Source organism: Pseudoalteromonas sp. CH_XMU1449-3, assembly GCF_037027245.1.
GTDB classification, from domain to species: Bacteria; Pseudomonadota; Gammaproteobacteria; order Enterobacterales; family Alteromonadaceae; genus Pseudoalteromonas; species Pseudoalteromonas shioyasakiensis.
In genome coordinates, this window is the sequence record NZ_JAYMDY010000007.1 from 209218 (window position 1) to 225552 (window position 16335).

Annotated in this window: 18 protein-coding genes; 2 read left to right on the forward strand and 16 right to left on the reverse strand. The window is 40.8% G+C overall.

Annotated elements, in window-relative coordinates; all coding sequences use genetic code 11:
* Positions 1-22: 22 nt before the first annotated feature.
* Complete coding sequence (gene prpB, locus WA256_RS11140; protein WP_054561375.1) at positions 23-898, reverse strand: methylisocitrate lyase; 876 nt, start codon at positions 896-898, stop codon at positions 23-25.
* Positions 899-982: 84 nt separating this feature from the next.
* On the reverse strand, positions 983-1687 hold the full coding sequence (locus WA256_RS11145) for a GntR family transcriptional regulator (RefSeq protein ID WP_054554723.1): 705 nt from the start codon (positions 1685-1687) through the stop codon (positions 983-985).
* A 282-nt stretch (positions 1688-1969) separates the two neighbouring features.
* Between WA256_RS11145 and rsmF the strand changes: the two genes are divergently transcribed.
* Together rsmF and WA256_RS11155 are read left to right on the forward strand one after the other, a co-directional pair.
* Positions 1970-3409, forward strand: a complete 1440-nt coding sequence (gene rsmF, locus WA256_RS11150) for a 16S rRNA (cytosine(1407)-C(5))-methyltransferase RsmF (RefSeq protein ID WP_335991370.1) — start codon at positions 1970-1972, stop codon at positions 3407-3409.
* A gap of 311 nt (positions 3410-3720) precedes the next feature.
* Positions 3721-4536: a polysaccharide deacetylase family protein gene (locus WA256_RS11155; RefSeq protein ID WP_335991373.1), complete on the forward strand. Its 816-nt coding sequence runs from the start codon at positions 3721-3723 to the stop codon at positions 4534-4536.
* On the opposite strand, the gene WA256_RS11160 is transcribed toward WA256_RS11155, so the two are convergent.
* The 14 genes from WA256_RS11160 to yceD all read right to left on the reverse strand — a co-directional run bounded on the left by WA256_RS11160 (position 4533) and on the right by yceD (position 16232).
* Positions 4533-6389, reverse strand: a complete 1857-nt coding sequence (locus WA256_RS11160) for an alkaline phosphatase D family protein (RefSeq protein ID WP_442961429.1) — start codon at positions 6387-6389, stop codon at positions 4533-4535. The genes WA256_RS11155 and WA256_RS11160 overlap by 4 nt on opposite strands.
* A complete protein-coding gene (locus tag WA256_RS11165) occupies positions 6389-7168 on the reverse strand; it encodes a TatD family hydrolase (RefSeq protein WP_062565264.1) in 780 nt (259 codons plus the stop codon). Before WA256_RS11165 ends, WA256_RS11160 begins: the two co-directional genes overlap by 1 nt.
* Positions 7169-7181: 13 nt before the next feature.
* Positions 7182-7508, reverse strand: a complete 327-nt coding sequence (locus tag WA256_RS11170) for a PilZ domain-containing protein (protein ID WP_054554720.1) — start codon at positions 7506-7508, stop codon at positions 7182-7184.
* An 8-nt stretch (positions 7509-7516) separates the two neighbouring features.
* Entirely contained in the window at positions 7517-8410 is an 894-nt protein-coding gene (locus tag WA256_RS11175; protein WP_335991381.1) for a DNA polymerase III subunit, read from the reverse strand.
* 1 nt (position 8411) lies between these two features.
* Positions 8412-9038: a dTMP kinase gene (tmk, locus tag WA256_RS11180; protein WP_252948319.1), complete on the reverse strand. Its 627-nt coding sequence runs from the start codon at positions 9036-9038 to the stop codon at positions 8412-8414.
* 18 nt (positions 9039-9056) lie between these two features.
* Positions 9057-10034 (reverse strand): endolytic transglycosylase MltG, encoded by a 978-nt coding sequence (gene mltG / locus WA256_RS11185; protein WP_335991388.1) that lies wholly within the window; start codon positions 10032-10034, stop codon positions 9057-9059.
* Positions 10031-10843, reverse strand: a complete 813-nt coding sequence (gene pabC, locus WA256_RS11190; protein WP_335991392.1) for an aminodeoxychorismate lyase — start codon at positions 10841-10843, stop codon at positions 10031-10033. The genes mltG and pabC overlap by 4 nt, the downstream gene beginning before the upstream one ends.
* A gap of 57 nt (positions 10844-10900) precedes the next feature.
* Positions 10901-12139 carry a beta-ketoacyl-ACP synthase II gene (gene fabF, locus WA256_RS11195; RefSeq protein WP_054554715.1) on the reverse strand — a complete coding sequence of 413 codons (1239 nt, stop codon included), beginning with the start codon at positions 12137-12139 and terminating at the stop codon, positions 10901-10903.
* A 117-nt stretch (positions 12140-12256) separates the two neighbouring features.
* Positions 12257-12493 carry an acyl carrier protein gene (gene acpP / locus WA256_RS11200; RefSeq protein WP_016707440.1) on the reverse strand — a complete coding sequence of 79 codons (237 nt, stop codon included), beginning with the start codon at positions 12491-12493 and terminating at the stop codon, positions 12257-12259.
* A 238-nt stretch (positions 12494-12731) separates the two neighbouring features.
* Positions 12732-13478, reverse strand: a complete 747-nt coding sequence (gene fabG, locus WA256_RS11205) for a 3-oxoacyl-ACP reductase FabG (RefSeq protein ID WP_054554714.1) — start codon at positions 13476-13478, stop codon at positions 12732-12734.
* Between the two features lie 11 nt (positions 13479-13489).
* Positions 13490-14416, reverse strand: a complete 927-nt coding sequence (fabD, locus tag WA256_RS11210; protein ID WP_054561366.1) for an ACP S-malonyltransferase — start codon at positions 14414-14416, stop codon at positions 13490-13492.
* Positions 14417-14486: 70 nt separating this feature from the next.
* Complete coding sequence (gene plsX / locus WA256_RS11215) at positions 14487-15515, reverse strand: phosphate acyltransferase PlsX (RefSeq protein ID WP_054554712.1); 1029 nt, start codon at positions 15513-15515, stop codon at positions 14487-14489.
* Between the two features lie 11 nt (positions 15516-15526).
* Positions 15527-15697 (reverse strand): 50S ribosomal protein L32, encoded by a 171-nt coding sequence (gene rpmF, locus WA256_RS11220; RefSeq protein ID WP_036967969.1) that lies wholly within the window; start codon positions 15695-15697, stop codon positions 15527-15529.
* Positions 15698-15707: 10 nt separating this feature from the next.
* Entirely contained in the window at positions 15708-16232 is a 525-nt protein-coding gene (gene yceD / locus WA256_RS11225; protein ID WP_054554711.1) for a 23S rRNA accumulation protein YceD, read from the reverse strand.
* Between the last annotated feature and the right edge of the window lie 103 nt (positions 16233-16335).

Here is a 16335-nt window from a genome sequence, read left to right on the forward strand (position 1 = left end):
GTGTTCTCCTTATATGTTGTCGTTATGATTTTTTAGCTGAGAAAAGGTTATCGAGTGTGTTTTCATATGAGTGATAATCTAAAAACTCATATAATTCCGCACGTGTTTGCATATTGTCTACTTGGCTTTGTTGTGAGCCCTCGCTAAGAATAGACGAATACACATTAAGTGCAGCTTTGTTCATCGCTCTAAATGCACTAAGTGGATAAAGTACAATTTCAACACCCACTTCGCTCAATTGCTCTTTTGTATAAAGTGGTGTTTGACCAAATTCGGTGATGTTCGCAAGAATTGGCACATTTAACGCTTTAGCAAACGCTTGGTAATCTGCTAAATCATGCACCGCTTCTGCAAAGATAGCGTCTGCACCAGCTTCAACACACGCTGCTGCGCGGTCAATCGCTGCATTTAAGCCTTCTTTTTGGAATGCATCAGTACGCGCCATAATGTAAAAATCACTGTCTGTTTTGGCATCAACCGCAGCTTTAATACGGTCAACCATTTCATCTTTAGACACGATCTCTTTATTAGGACGGTGACCACAACGTTTTTGTGCTACTTGGTCTTCAATATGGAAGCCTGCTGCGCCTGCTTTGGTCATTTCTTTAACGGTACGAGCAATATTAAAAGCACCGCCCCAACCTGTGTCAGCATCAACAAGAAGCGGTAAGTCGGTAGCGCTGGTGATTCGACGAATATCTTCAAGTACGTTATCAAGGCTAGTCATACCTAAATCTGGCATGCCGTATGATGCGTTAGCAACACCCGCACCTGAGAGGTAAAGTGCTTGGTGACCGGTTTTCTCTGCCATCATTGCGCAGTACGCGTTGACGGTGCCAACCACTTGTAATGGCTTGTTGTTGGCGATTGCCTGTTTGAACTTTAATCCTGCTGACATTGGATAACTCCTATCTTTGAACGGTTTCAGCTCTTTGGCTGACTCTATTTTTTAAATCTAAATTGTGACTGTTTAACTACGGCGCTACTGATTTTTTGCTGCGAGTAAGTCAAACTTCGTCTGAATATTTGCCTGAGACGCACTAATATGGCGCTTCATAAGCATTTCGGCTAATTCACCGTCATGGTTTTCAATGGCATTAATAATAGCTAAGTGTTCATCAAACGCTTTTGATACACGCGGCCCAACCATCCCCATTTGTACACGGTACATACGAATTAACTGGTACAACTCATTACATAAAAGATGAATTAAGTGTGCGTTTTTCGACCCTTTAATAATGCGATAATGAAAATCAAGGTCGCCCGCTTCCTGGTAGTATGATTCACCTTCTTTTACACGCTGTGTTTGTAAGTGCTGGTTCAATAACTGTTTTAAACCCTGCACTTCTTCAGGTTCCATGTTGTCGGCAGCTAACCGACAAGCCAGCCCTTCTAGGGCACTACGAACCTGATAGACTTCGATTAAACGCTCGGCGGTTAGCGCAACAACACGACAACCGACATTCGCTTTACGCTCGACCAAATAACAGCTCTCTAAACGATTTAGTGCCTCACGTAAGGTGGCACGGCTTACACCATAGCGTTTAGCAAGTTCTGGCTCAGAAATTTTGCTGCCCTGCTCAATGGTGCCTTGTACAATTTCACGACGCATGTCGACAAACACTTGGTCTGATGCAGTTGTTATCGTGATATCGTTGTAGTTATCGTTGGCTTTTTGCTCTGTCATAAATAGGTCTATCAAAGTACTAAATTAAGATTGTCGACAATTTGTGAGTTCACTATGCGCCCTATCATTGCATGTGTCAACCTTGAGATCGGAAAAACAGACTAAAAAAACCAGCAAAATGTCGACATAAAATGATATTTATCAAAAATAATGGCTATAAAGAACATTTATATTGGTAATATGTCGACACTTCAATCTCGCTCTTAAAAAGCTAAAAATATCCCCCGATAGCGCTATAAATGGTATGATCCAGCTATTATTACGTGATGTGAGAGCCATTTAGTGGACGCTAATACATATATTCCTGACTCATTTATTGATGATGTAAAAAGCTACCTTCCTGAACATTTATCATTAGACGACTTTATTGCAGCCTGTCGCCGCCCACTTAGACGCTCAGTTCGCGTAAATACTTTAAAAATGTCAGTCGATGAATTTCAGCGTCAATGTGCCAAAAAAGGATGGGAATTAACAGCAATTCCATGGTGCGAAGAAGGATTCTGGCTAACACGACCAAGCGACGAAGAAGCCGCCCTTGCAATTGGTAATACCGATTTACACTTAAGTGGTGCTATGTATGTGCAAGAAGCCAGCTCAATGTTACCGCCGGTAGCACTGAGAGCCGAAGTTAAGCAAAGCGATGCGGTACTTGATATGGCATCGGCTCCAGGTTCAAAAACATCACAAATCGCCGCAATGATGGATAATAGTGGCGTGTTAGTGGCCAATGAGTTGTCATCGTCACGCTTAAAAGTATTGGCAGCAACCCTCAAACGTATGGGTGTGGGTAATTGTGCATTATCACATTTTGACGGTGTGATATTCGGGGATTACATGTATGAGTGCTTCGACAGCATTTTGCTAGATGCCCCGTGTTCAGGTGAAGGCACGGTTCGTAAAGATGCAGACGCCCTAAAGAATTGGTCAATCGAATCTAATATTGATATTGCTGCTGTGCAAAAAGCCCTTATCAAAAGTGCCTTTTATGCCCTAAAGCCTGGCGGTACTCTAGTTTATTCAACATGTACTTTAACACCCCTTGAAAACCAACAAGTTTGTGAGTATCTATTAGCAGAGTTTCCGGATTGCATCGAAGTACAATCGCTCGATACCCTGTTTGATGGCGCAGACAAAGCGACAACCAGCGAAGGTTATTTACATGTTTGGCCGCAAACTTACGACAGTGAAGGTTTCTTCATCGCTAAATTTAAAAAAATAGCGTCAAGCGATAACCCTAATCAAAAAGTTAAAAAAGGTGCATTTCCGTTTGCTGAGTTTGATAAAAAGCAAAGCCAAGCGTTTATGCAAACAATTAAAAAACAGTTCGGTCTAAAATCACTCAAAGGCACGTTAATGCAGCGTGATAAAGAGCTTTGGTTGTTTCCAGATGGCTTTGATGAACTGCAAGATAAAATTAAATACTCACGTTTAGGTATTCAACTTGGTGTGATCCACAAAGGTGGTGTTCGCTTAACTCACGAGTTTGCCACTGTCTTTGGCCAAGATTGCGATAAAAATACCTTTGAGATGTCTGCTTGCCAAGCAAACGATTACTTTAACGGTAAAGATATTAGGCTCGAAAAACCAACGCAAGATAATGGTGAAGTAGTTTTAATGTTATGTGGTTGTCCAGTAGGCCTAGGTAAGTGGCAAAAGAATAAAATTAAGAACTCTTTACCTCGCGATTTAGTCCAAAATACCCAGTTGATAACTTGGGTATAAGTTGCGCATAAAGACTGTATAAATAAGGCGCTAATTTAGGTAAAAAGCTGTAACAGACTGATTTTAAACTAGTATAAAATTTGTACATTTACCGTGCAATTTCCTGCTGATTAACTACACTTAAAAGTACTTTCTACTTCTCCCTACTGAATTTAGAAGGTGTTTTTTTATAGTTAGCGCAGGCTCACACGAGCCACCCCCTAAGCCCAGAACAATGCGGATTCGTTCTGGGCGTTTTTTTATTCAAAAGTCGCATAGCAAAGCATTAGCCTTTTTGATTTCATTGTAAAAACAATGATAAAGGATTGATTATGCTTAAACCCTTGTGCGTCGTACTACCATTTTTAATAAGCTGCCAAACTCTGGCAAAAAGCAGTGACTACCTAGGCTTTGACTACCCTAATAAGGCTAAAAATGCTGTCAGTATCACTTTTGATGATGCAAGACATAGCCAAGTTGATACCGGTTTAGCGCTTTTAAACAAATACCAAATAAAAGCGACATTTTATGTATCCCCTTTTAACGTAAAAGAACGTGTTGAAAAGTGGCAAATGGCTGTAAAAACAGGTCACGAAATTGCTAATCATACGGCAAGCCACTTGTGTACCGGCAACTTTGAATGGCTTCGTGAACTTTGGGTGTCGCTTGAACAATTTACGTTAAAAGAAATGGAGCAAGATATCTTAAAGGGGCAAGACTATATAAAAGCCACACTCAACGTGACACCAACCGCTTTTGCCTACCCTTGCGGTAACACCTTTGTTGGCCGTGGTGCAAATACTAAAAGTTATGTACCGTTAATAGCCAAGCACTTTAAAACAGGTCGAACTTGGCTCGACGAAACGGCGAATAACCCCAACTTTACAGACTTTTCGCAGTTAACTAGCTTACCCATTGATGGGCTTACTTTCGAAGAAATTAAAAAAACCATAGAGCAGCACCGAACTAACAATAGTTGGATCATTCTGGCTGGCCACGATATTGGCAAACGAAATCAGTACACTACAGGCACCGACACCCTAGAGCAGCTCATAGTTTATCTACAAGATCCTAAAAATGGTTTTTGGTTAGATACAGTAAGTAATGTTGCTGACTACGTTGAGGCGAATCGCAAAGCAATCGATTAATTATCGTTTAAATCAAATTCAGTTATTTGGTTATCAGCGTGAATAAGTTCATATTTAGCAAGCAAACCGTCATTGAGCTCAATTAAGCTGATAGCCGCATTACTGACCAAATACTTTTGCCCTTCGCCTATGGTTTGGTGTTTATCAACTTCCATTTGCCAACGTTTAGTGAAAAAGTTAAGTGGGCTTTTCGGCGCATATAAAATTGAGTCGAGCTTATCGAGTACATTAATAAGTTTGCGTGGGAACTCATTTTTAATACCACTGGCGGTTAACTGCCAAATCCGGTTTTTATGTTTACCAAAGCGCTTTTGCACTGAAAAACAAAATGAATAATGAACATCACCAGAGAGGATCAAGGTTTCTTTTGGTGTATCTTCACGGCGAAAAGTATCTAACAGCTTTTTAGCAGAACCTTCATGGGCCATCCAGTTTTCAACATCAACCAACAAAGGTTGCCCACAAAAATTAAAAATTGCTTGGATAGCTTCAATCGATTTAACACCAAACACCGGTGCTGGAGATACGATAATCACTTTATCGTGAGACAATAAGCTTTCTTCTAATTCGGTGAGCCTTTCCCAATCAAGTAAGCCAGATGGTTCATTGAAGTTTTGCTCATTACGCCAGCGATGGGTTCGGGTATCGAGCACCACAACTTTGGGGATGGTATTAAGCTCGTAATGCCAATGGTTAAAATTGAGTATTAGCTTATCAAAGTCGTTAAAATGCCAGCTCTGTTGTTGCAGGCTTTGTTTAAAACTGGCTAATAAAGACAGCGAGTTATCACCTGCATCATTACCAATCCCCTGCATTAACCAATAACTAATCAGGCCATTATTTACAATACGACGACTAGCTGGGTGCTGATAAATAGCTTGCTCCCAGCCTGCGGTTAAATTCCAATCATCGGTAACATCATGATCGTCAAACATCATTAATGTCGACACATTGGCGAATAACCTTTCAACACTTTGAAGACCCTTTGCAAAACCAACCAGTGCGTCCTTTTCAAGTTTAAAAAGATTTGCGTATTTAGGGGCTAAAGCTGGGCATTCAATTGATTCAAAATCAATTAGCTGCCAAGTAACAGCGCTGAAGTTTAATAAATAAAGCGCTATAAATTCTTGAAAATGAATTAAGTGGTTTTCAGCTTTTAAGCTTGAGAAGTGTGGCTCATCTTTTTTAAGCCAATAACCAACACCAAATTTGCTTCGTTTCTGCCAAGGCACTTTGGGTAAGTGTAAATGGCGCTGATAAAGTTGCTGATCAAACTCTTCTGGTAAATCTAAATCAAGCGCTGGCTCTTGAAACACACCATACAAGCTAATCACTTTTTCAATCGCGAGCAGCATAGGTCCTGCGACATCATCCGCATATATTTGATCGCCAGATAACAATAATAAATCAGCGCCTGCATTAAGAGATTGGCGCTGATCATTTTGCCAATTATCTGCAGCAACAAGGCTGTCTTTTGCAGGGTGATGAGGGTTACGACACGAACCATGCAGAATTCTATCGAGTCGATTTGGGATCACAAATGCAGGAGATTCAGCACGTTCATAGCAAAACGACGACAAATCAAGGCTTTTATCTTCATCATGTAATGAATAGTAGATCAGTGAATCAACTGCAAACTGGCCACTGACTGGCATGACATTGATGAAATTTAAGTAAAGCTGTTGCCCTAATTGGATTGATTCTAAGCTAGAGAATGTTTCAACACCGCTAAACTCTATTCGGTATTGGCAAGGCCTAGTTGTAACAAATTGAAAGCACACTCGCCCTGAATCTGCTCGGCGTACCATTGGCCCCATAACTAACCGAGGTAAGTTCGATACGCCGTCCACTATTACGCCCTTTTAGCTTGATTAAACAACGAATAAAAGTTGTTAGTTGTTGCTTCAGCTAATTCGTTAAAAGTAAGTCCTTTTAACTCAGCGATGTAATAAGCGACATCTTCAACATAGGCTGGTTGATTTGTTTTACCACGATATGGAACAGGCGCTAAATACGGTGAATCTGTTTCGATCAATAAGCGATCTAGCGGAATTTGCTTTACAACGTCTTTTAACTCTACGGCATTTTTAAACGTAACAATGCCCGAAATCGAAATATAAAAGCCCATATCAATGGCTTTTTTGGCCATTTCCCAATTTTCTGTAAAGCAATGCAATACACCGCCACAATTCTCGGCATTGTGAGCGCGCATTAAGTTAATAGTGTCTTCTCTAGCGTCTCGTGTATGAATAATAAGCGGCTTATTTAGCTCATTGGCAACGTCGATATGACCAACAAAACTCTCTTGCTGAACAATATGGGTGTCTTTTGAGTAATAGTAATCAAGACCGGTTTCGCCAATAGCTACCACTTTGTCGTGGCTTGCAAGTGAAATAAGCTTTTGCTTATCGAGTGCGTCTTTTTGATCAAGTGGATGCACACCGCATGATGCAGAAACATCTGGATAGTGTTTAATTTTATCCAGCATACTTGGGAATTGATCTAAAGTTACGCTTACACATAAAAAGTGTTCTACTTTCTTTGCACGAGCATTATCGAGTACTTGGTCTAAGTCTAAGTCGAGTTTATCAAAATCTAAACGATCTAAATGACAATGAGAATCTACAATCATGGTACTACTTTTATTACATGGTATAGGTCGGATTGCCTGAGTTTAACATAGTACCGAGTAGTTTTTCGATTTTCGCATTCAAATTGGTTTTATCGTCGATAAAATTAACACCGATACCTGGTGGGTTTGAGCTTTGTGCACCTTGCGGTGTGATCCAAGCAACTTTACCTGTTACTACATCATCCTCTAGTGCATCTGGTAATGTGACCTTTAAAGCCAATGAATGACCCATTTCAAAGCGCATATTAGTGCGAACAAACAAACCACCATTTTTTAGATAAGGCATGTAACAGCGATATAATTCTTCTAAGTCTTCAATATCTACTAATAATTCTTGCACGATACTTCCTAATTTTGGCTTTCACGTAAAGTAAACGCTAATTTTGAAATGGCTAGTTCCAAGTTTAAACCAAGCACATGTGAACTGTTATAAAGAAACTCTGAAATTGCAGATTGTGCTTTCTGATAATTGAAAAAGTCCATTCCTAACACTAATTGCGTTTTAAGATGCTCTGTTAAGAACAAAGCAAATACATTAACCAAGCTATGATCTTTATTAAGGATGTCGACTAACGCACTGAAATTATGGCTGTCTTTTATCTCAGTTGCAAATTTATAAAGAGAATCGACAGCTTCAAGTTGGTTGTCATTTTGCCACTGCTGAACAAGAAGTGGCTGCCTAACGAATAACTCTAACCATGAATAATTAACAATATTTAATGATGCTAACCATTTTTTCGTATATTCAGAGTTAACTTTTATTTCGTGTACGGCACAGCGACTTAAAATTGTTGCAGGTAATAATGCTGTTTGTTCGCACGTTAACAATAAATAACGGCGCAAACTTGGCTCTTCAAGGGTTTTTAATAAAGCATTAGCAGCTGCAGTGGTCATTTTGTGACACTGTTCGAGCACCACTACTTTGTTACCATTTTGCGCCGCTGAATGGTTGATAAAATCACTGATCTCACGAATTTCATCAACGCCTATTGTTTGGCCTTCCACCTTTACAACGCGTTTATCAGGGTGAGTACCCGCTTGATTAAGTTGACAGCTTTTACAATTGCCACAGGCTTTTAAATTTACAGGTGACGCGCAAAGTAAGCCATCGGCGAGCGAATCGACTAAACATTGTTTGCCAACACCTTTATCACCGTTAAATAGCTGAGCATGATGAAAGCGTTGCTGTGCAAAACTTTGCGCTAGTTGCTGATAAAGCCCTTCAAGCCACGGCAAAGGCATATTAATTTAAACCTGCAAAAAAGTTATCAAGCACGGTTGTGATTGCCGCATGTACTTCTGGCATTGTTTGGTTTGCATCCACTGTTTTGATACTGCTATCAGTTTTAGCTATTTCAAGGTAGCGTGCGCGAGTGCGCTCAAAAAAGCCTAATGCTTCTTGTTCGATACGATCAAGTTCACCACGGCCTTTTGCACGAGCAAGCCCAACTGCAGGGTCAATGTCTAAATAAATAGTTAAATCAGGCTTTAAACCATTTAGCACCATATCAGCTAAAAAAGAGAGTTTAGTTTGTTCAATACCACGACCACCACCTTGATATGCTTGTGATGAAAGATCATGGCGATCACCTAAAACCCAAGTGCCCTTTTCAAGTGCCGGATTAATAACATTAGCAACCAATTGCGAGCGTGCTGCATACATGATTAACAGCTCTGTTTCACCCGTCACTTTTTCTTGGTGAGCCTGTTTGACGATATTACGCAGCTCTTCAGCCATAGCTGTACCGCCAGGCTCACGTACATTAATAAAATCGACTTGCTTGTTTTCTAAATAAGCTTGGCATACGGCAATAGCCGTTGATTTTCCGGCCCCTTCTAGGCCTTCAATCACTATAAATTTCGCTGTCATATGACTCAATTCTGGTTGTTAGTTTAATTGGTACTGCTTTACCGCTCGATTATGTTCTTGCAATGTTTTCGAAAATTGATGGCTGCCATCCCCTTTCGCAACAAAATACACATATTCAGACTCAGGTGGATTAACCGCGGCCAAAATCGCTGCTTTCGAAGGCATGGCTATGGGTGTTGGCGGCAAGCCTTTTATCTTATACGTGTTATACGGTGTATAGGTTGTTAAATCTTTTCGTTTTATATCGCCATCAAAATCAGCACCAATACCATAAATAACCGTTGGATCGGTTTGTAAGCGCATATTGGTTTTTAAACGATTGGTAAATACCGCAGAAATTAGTGGTCGCTCAGAAGCAAGGCCCGTTTCTTTTTCGATGATAGAAGCCAGTATTAACGCTTCATACGGTGAACTTAATACTAAATCTGCAGCTCTAGTTTGCCATGCGGTGTCTAATTCCTGCTGCATTTTGTTGTATGCGCGTTTTAATAAGCCGCTGGCAGTATCTTCACTATGGTAGTGATAGGTGTCAGGGAACAACCAGCCTTCTAAATTTTCTTGTGTGCTACTTATCTGCGTCGCTAAATTTTCTGTGTCTAAGTCTTGTGTTAAATGTGCTTGTTTTTGGATATTAGCAACAACGTCACGAAGTGGCTGACCTTCAATAATTGTGAAGCTAAAGCTCACTTGTGCACCTTGATTGATACGACGAATATTATCAATAACGGCGCTTGTATCCAGTTCATAAAGACCCGCTTTTAAATCGGTAAGAGTAGGATCTAATTTTGCGAGTACCTGAAATTTAAAGCAGCTATCAACCCACTGCTTTGTTTGCCATGCTTGGCAAAGCTGATTAAAGCCAGTGCCACGTTCTACTTTAAATAAAGTACTGTTTTCAACCTTTAACGGCATTTTTAATGCTGATTGAAGCTGTTGATAGCCAATACCACAACATAGCAATGCTAATAACAGCACGCTAACAATGACTTTTATCACAAACTCTCCTTGGCAAACTGCGCCGTTAATAGCGCTTTACTGCATTCAATATCAAACTGTGTATCAGCAATTCGAGCAACGGGCACCACGCCCATTAAACTATTACACATAAATACGGCATCCATAGCTAAAAGCTCATCGAATTGGATTGCTTTAAATTCAATGGCTAACTTATCACATAAAGCGCTGAGATAAACCCCAGTGATACCGCAGCGGTCTAACTTAGGTGATATAACTTGACCGTCTTTAATAGCAAAAATATTTGCAGCAGAGCACTCAATCACATTGTTATCATAATCAAGTACAACAACGTCATCACATTCAAGGCTGCTCATTTGCTTTTTGATAAGCACTTGCTCTAAACGGTTCAATGTTTTTAAACCTGCAAGTAAAGGTTGATGTGCAAGTTTCACGTCGCTGACCGCTAGGTTTACACCATGCTGTTGCCAACTTTTATAGCGTGAAACTGCAGGCATTATACTGATCAACACTTGGATACTTGGTGTATCTGGTAAGCCATAACCACGCCCACCTGCACCACGAGTGATAACTATTTTTAAAATACCGGTTTGTGTATCACTGATTGCATGATTTACTTCATGCTCAATTGCAGATAAATCTAATTCGGGGAAAAATAGTCTTTGCGCGCATTCTTCTAAACGCGCTTTGTGTAAATCCCAGTGCTCAACGACAGAATTCACCACAGAGGCCGTGGTAAAGAAGCCGTCACCATAATTTAAGCCACGGTCTTGCGTGCTTATTGTGGTGTCTGGTGTGATTATTTTTATTGTTTGTTTTAATTTACTCATACAAAAAAGCCCAGTTAAACAACTGGGCTCTTCTTTTTAGTCCGTTGTTAAAAAGAATTATACCTTTTTAAACAGCAACGAGCCATTAGTACCACCAAAACCAAATGAATTACATAGTGCGTAATCCAATTTAGCGTCACGTGCAGTGTGCGGTACGTAGTCTAAATCACAACCTTCATCTGGGTTATCAAGGTTGATAGTAGGGCTTACTTTCTGGTCAACTAGTGACAAGATAGTAATGATCGACTCTACCGAGCCTGCTGCACCTAACAAGTGACCCATCATTGATTTAGATGAACTTACCATCACATCTTTCGCTGCATCACCAAAAATAGTTTTAACAGCTGATGTTTCGGCTTTATCGCCTGCATTAGTCGATGTACCGTGAGCATTAATGTAGCCAACTTGGTCTGCATTAACTTGTGCATCATTTAGGGCATTTTCCATCGCTAGAGCTGCGCCAGCACCATCTTCAGGTGGAGATGTCATGTGATATGCATCACCACTCATACCAAAACCAACGAGTTCAGCGTAGATTTTCGCGCCACGTGCTTTAGCATGCTCATATTCTTCAAGTACGATAACACCTGCACCATCAGCAAGAACAAAACCGTCACGGTCTTTATCCCAAGGACGAGATGCTGCTTGTGGATCGTCGTTACGAGTTGATAATGCACGTGCAGCATTAAAGCCACCCATACCAATTGGTGTCGATGCTTTTTCAGCACCACCGGCTACCATTGCATCTGCATCGCCGTATGCAATCATACGTGCAGCATGACCAATGTTATGTAGACCTGTAGTACAGGCTGTAACGATTGAAATATTAGGGCCACGTAAACCGTGCATAATCGATAAATGACCAGAAATCATATTGATAATGGTCGAAGGCACGTAGAACGGAGAAAGCTTACGCGGGCCGCTATTTAATAGTTTGATGTGGTTTTCTTCAATTAAAGTTAAACCACCGATGCCAGAACCCACTGCTACACCAACACGAGTGGCGTTTTCTTCAGTGATCTCTAGACCAGAATCTTGTAGTGCTTGTACACCCGCTGCAATGCCATATTGGATAAACAAATCCATTTTCTTTGCATCTTTCGGTGACATGTAAGCTGATGCATCAAAGTCATTCAGCAAACCTGCGAATTTGGTGCCGAAACTTGAGGTATCGAAATGCGTGATAGTTTGAATACCACTTTTACCGTTTAACAAACCTTGCCAAGTAGATTCAACATCATTACCTAGCGGTGTCAACATTCCTAAGCCAGTTACGACGACTCGACGTTTAGCCACGGGTTGCCTCCAATAAGGAAATTATTTTAGGTGGGGTGTATACCAAATTTATTAGTATCATTCTATAGATAGACTAAGGGCAGCTTAATGCTGCCCTTAAAATCAAAATGCGTAAAATTACTCAGCGTGAGCTGTAACGTAATCGATTGCAGCTTGAACTGTAGTGATCTTTTCAGCTTCTTCGTCTGGGATCTCAGTGTCGAACTCTTCTTCAAGAGCCATTACTAGTTCTACAGTGTCAAGTGAATCAGCACCTAAGTCGTCAACGAAAGAAGCTTCATGTTTTACTTCTTCTTCTTTAACACCTAGTTGCTCAATGATAATTTTCTTTACGCGTTCTTGGATGTCGCTCATTCTTCTTTCCTTTATTAAAAACGCCAATGCGTTATTTTCAGATTGCGGCGTAGTTTACGCCGCATAATTCTGTGATTCAAGGATTTGCTGATAATTACTTATCTGGTCAAACCTCTCGAATAGTATTTGTTCATTTATCGCTTATTTTAATAGCGAATTCAAGTATGTTTAAAGCAAGATCACAAAAAATTCAACAATTTTCGATAATCTTTCGTTAGCAAATTTTTGCTAACTTTCATTAAACCATGTACATCGCGCCATTTACGTGCAATGTTTCGCCTGATACATACGCAGCAGCGTCAGATGCTAAATAACATACCGCAGCAGCGATTTCTTCAGGTTGGCCTAAACGCCCTGCAGGTACATTTGCAAGCGTAGCTGCTTTTTGGTCTTCAGTCAGCTCATCTGTCATATCTGTTTGGATAAAACCAGGTGCAACAACGTTCACTGTAATGCCACGTGATGCCACTTCGCGTGCTAATGACTTAGTAAAACCAATTACACCCGCTTTCGCTGCAGCATAGTTAGCTTGACCCGCATTACCCATAGTGCCCACAACAGAACCGATATTAATGATACGGCCATTTTTCTTTTTCATCATAGGGCGTAAAACAGCCTTAGATAAACGGAAAATTGAGCTTAGGTTAGTATCGATGATGTCATCCCACTCACCGTCTTTCATACGCATTAATAAGTTATCGCGAGTAATACCCGCATTGTTAACTAATACGTCGATATCGCCTAAATCAGCCTTGATCGCAGCAAGTGTCGCCTCAATCGATTCAGGATCTGTAACGTTAAGGGCATAACCTTTACCGTTGTCACCTAGGTATTCACTGATTTTAGCAGCACCTGATTCGCTTGTAGCAGTACCCGCTACTTTTGCACCTTGTGCAACTAGCGTATTTGCAATCGCTTTACCAATACCACGGCTTGCACCAGTGATTAGGACAACCTTGCCCTCAAGAGAAAATAAATTTGTCATTCTATTCCTACTTATTTCGCTTCATCAATAGCAGCTTGCGTATTAACCGCACCACATACCATTGCTTTATCAATTCGTTTAGCAAGACCCGTTAATACTTTACCTGGGCCAAATTCATAGCTTTGTGTGATACCTTGAGCAACTAATGCTTGTACAGTTTCAGTCCAGCGAACTGGGCTGTAAAGTTGACGTACTAATGCATCTTTAATTGCTTCACTTGATTGCTCAGCTTTTACATCAACGTTGTTGATTACATCACACTTAGGTGTATTAAATGTTAAAGCGGCTAAATCAGCAGCTAATTTCTCAGCAGCTGGTTTCATTAGTTCACAGTGAGAAGGTACGCTTACTGCAAGTGGTAAAGCACGTTTAGCACCTGCTTCTTTACATGCTTCTGATGCACGCTCAACTGCCGCTTTGTGGCCAGCGATAACAACCTGACCTGGTGAGTTGTAATTTACTGGTGAAACAACTTCACCATTTGCTGATGCTTCACACGCTGCTTTGATTTCGTCGTCACCTAAGCCGATGATTGCAGCCATAGAACCAACACCCGCAGGTACTGCTTCTTGCATATATAAACCACGATTTTCTACTAGTTTAACTGCTTCGCTTAAGCTTACAACGCCAGCACAAACTAATGCTGAATACTCGCCTAAACTGTGACCAGCCATAACAACATCGGCATCAGGGTTTGCGTCTAACCATTGACGGTAAATAGCAACACTAGCAGTAAGAAGTGCTGGTTGTGTACGATGGGTTTGATTTAATTCTTCTTCTGGACCATTTAGTACAAGTGCAGCTAGATCATAGCCAAGAGCTTCAGATGCTTCAGCGAATGTTGCTTTAGCAATTTGTGAATCAGCTAATAGTTCAGATAACATGCCCACAGTTTGTGAGCCTTGACCTGGAAATACGAGTGCAATTTTATGTGCCATACTTTGCTCTTATAATTAAACAAAAAAATATTCTGTAGCAGGCAGCATAACAAGTTTTAGATATGCTGCACTACTTTGTTGTTGGATGTGTTTGCTCAAAAATCGCAGCGATTTTTTCAGGGAGTTGGCGTTCGACTTCCCGCGCGGCTTCATCAATAGCAGCATGAAACGCCTTTGGTGAGGCATTGCCATGGCTTTTAACAACAATACCGCGCAATCCTACCAGACTTGCGCCGTTATACTGGTCGGGGTTCACCCGCTTGTAGAGTTTTTTTATCACTGGACGCAATAAAAACGCTAAACTTTTGTATAAGAAATGTTTGTGTAAGGCTTTGGTGAGTTTATGCATGATCAGTTTGGCAATACCTTCACAGGTTTTTAATGCCACATTACCAACAAATCCTTCGCACACAATAACATCGGCTTTTCCGCTGAAAATATCACTACCTTCACTGTAACCTGTGTAGTTGAGATATTCACACTGCTGCATTAACTGTGCAGCTTGTTTTATTCCTTCATGCCCTTTGATGTCTTCAGAGCCAATATTCAATAAACTAACTCTTGGGTTATCACACCCAAGTGCCTGCCCTGCTACCACAGAACCCATAATGCCAAATTGATAAAGGGTTTGTGCATCACAATGCACATTCGCACCTAAATCAAGTAAATAAACAGGGTTTTTACGTTCGGTTGGAACAGCAGAAATTAATGCAGGACGTTTTACGCCTGGAAGCATCTTTAATACATAATGCGCCATAAAAAATAGCGCGCCTGTATTACCAGAGCTAACACACGCTTGCGCTTCACCCGATTTAACTAAATCAAGGGCAACTCGCATTGATGAATCTTTTTTAGAACGAACCGCTGAAGCAGGTTCACACGCATTTGTGACCACTTCGCTACAATGGCGAATAATTAAACGAGGGTGTGAAACAGAATCGAGTGCTTCGAGTTCTTTTAGAATAACTTGCTGATTACCACATAAGATGAGTCTTAAGTTGGTATTAGCATTTACCGCTTGCACGGCAGCGGGGATAGATGAACGGGGGCCGTAATCGCCCCCCATCATATCTAACGCTATGGTTAGATTGGTCAGCATATAGCAATCTCTTAGTTAGAAATTACTTTAACGCCTTTGTAGTAACCGTCAGCAGTTACGTGGTGACGACGGTGAGTCTCACCAGAAACTTGATCTACAGTTAAAGTTGGACCACTGATCGCATCGTGTGAACGGCGCATGCCGCGTCTTGCACGAGACTTTTTGCTTTTTTGTACAGCCATTAGTCTTCTCCTAAGAATCTTTCTTAAGTTGTTTCAAAATATCAAATGGATTTGGTTTGTCATCTTTTGCTGCTAATTTACCAAAGCTAGTAGGCTCTGATGAATAACTGCATGAAGCTTCGTTGTGTGTAGGCACTATTGGAATAGCTAAAATCAGTTCGTCTTCGATTAACTCAAATACGTTGATTTCACCGTTTTCGTCCAGCTCTACTTCATCGTAACCTTCAGGTAGATGATCTGACTCTGCATCCAAACCAATTGGCGAATACACAAAGTCTTGTTCCAAATCCAACCCTAATTCTCCATTACAGCGTTGACAAGTTACAGTTACATGTGTTGATAAGTTACCACTTATTACCACTAAACCTTGCTCGTCAATTTTGCAATGAATCTTTACCGCTATTTCACCTGCTTCCTCCTGCACAACTTGCTCTAAACGAGAAAGTTTTTCAAGCGGGACAATACCGTCATACGTTAAACGATGTTGAGCTGCTTTGCTGGGATGAAGAGTGATGGGAATTTTCACCTTTTGCATAGGGGCTGCATCATATAGATAGTTAGTAAGTTAGTCAAAGTAAAAAACCAATTTTGGTAGGTTTTTAACGATCTTCTGCTTTGTTTTCGGATTCATTGTGGCT

Excerpts from the sequence above, each read along its gene's own strand:
- prpB (WP_054561375.1), bottom strand. The coding sequence starts at position 898 with ATGTCAGCAGGATTAAAGTTCAAACAGGCAATCGCCAACAACAAGCCA.
- WA256_RS11145 (WP_054554723.1), bottom strand. The coding sequence starts at position 1,687 with ATGACAGAGCAAAAAGCCAACGATAACTACAACGATATCACGATAACA.
- WA256_RS11155 (WP_335991373.1), top strand. The coding sequence starts at position 3,721 with ATGCTTAAACCCTTGTGCGTCGTACTACCATTTTTAATAAGCTGCCAA.
- WA256_RS11165 (WP_062565264.1), bottom strand. The coding sequence starts at position 7,168 with ATGATTGTAGATTCTCATTGTCATTTAGATCGTTTAGATTTTGATAAA.
- WA256_RS11175 (WP_335991381.1), bottom strand. The coding sequence starts at position 8,410 with ATGCCTTTGCCGTGGCTTGAAGGGCTTTATCAGCAACTAGCGCAAAGT.
- tmk (WP_252948319.1), bottom strand. The coding sequence starts at position 9,038 with ATGACAGCGAAATTTATAGTGATTGAAGGCCTAGAAGGGGCCGGAAAA.
- pabC (WP_335991392.1), bottom strand. The coding sequence starts at position 10,843 with ATGAGTAAATTAAAACAAACAATAAAAATAATCACACCAGACACCACA.
- acpP (WP_016707440.1), bottom strand. The coding sequence starts at position 12,493 with ATGAGCGACATCCAAGAACGCGTAAAGAAAATTATCATTGAGCAACTA.
- fabG (WP_054554714.1), bottom strand. The coding sequence starts at position 13,478 with ATGACAAATTTATTTTCTCTTGAGGGCAAGGTTGTCCTAATCACTGGT.
- fabD (WP_054561366.1), bottom strand. The coding sequence starts at position 14,416 with ATGGCACATAAAATTGCACTCGTATTTCCAGGTCAAGGCTCACAAACT.
- plsX (WP_054554712.1), bottom strand. The coding sequence starts at position 15,515 with ATGCTGACCAATCTAACCATAGCGTTAGATATGATGGGGGGCGATTAC.
- rpmF (WP_036967969.1), bottom strand. The coding sequence starts at position 15,697 with ATGGCTGTACAAAAAAGCAAAAAGTCTCGTGCAAGACGCGGCATGCGC.
- yceD (WP_054554711.1), bottom strand. The coding sequence starts at position 16,232 with ATGCAAAAGGTGAAAATTCCCATCACTCTTCATCCCAGCAAAGCAGCT.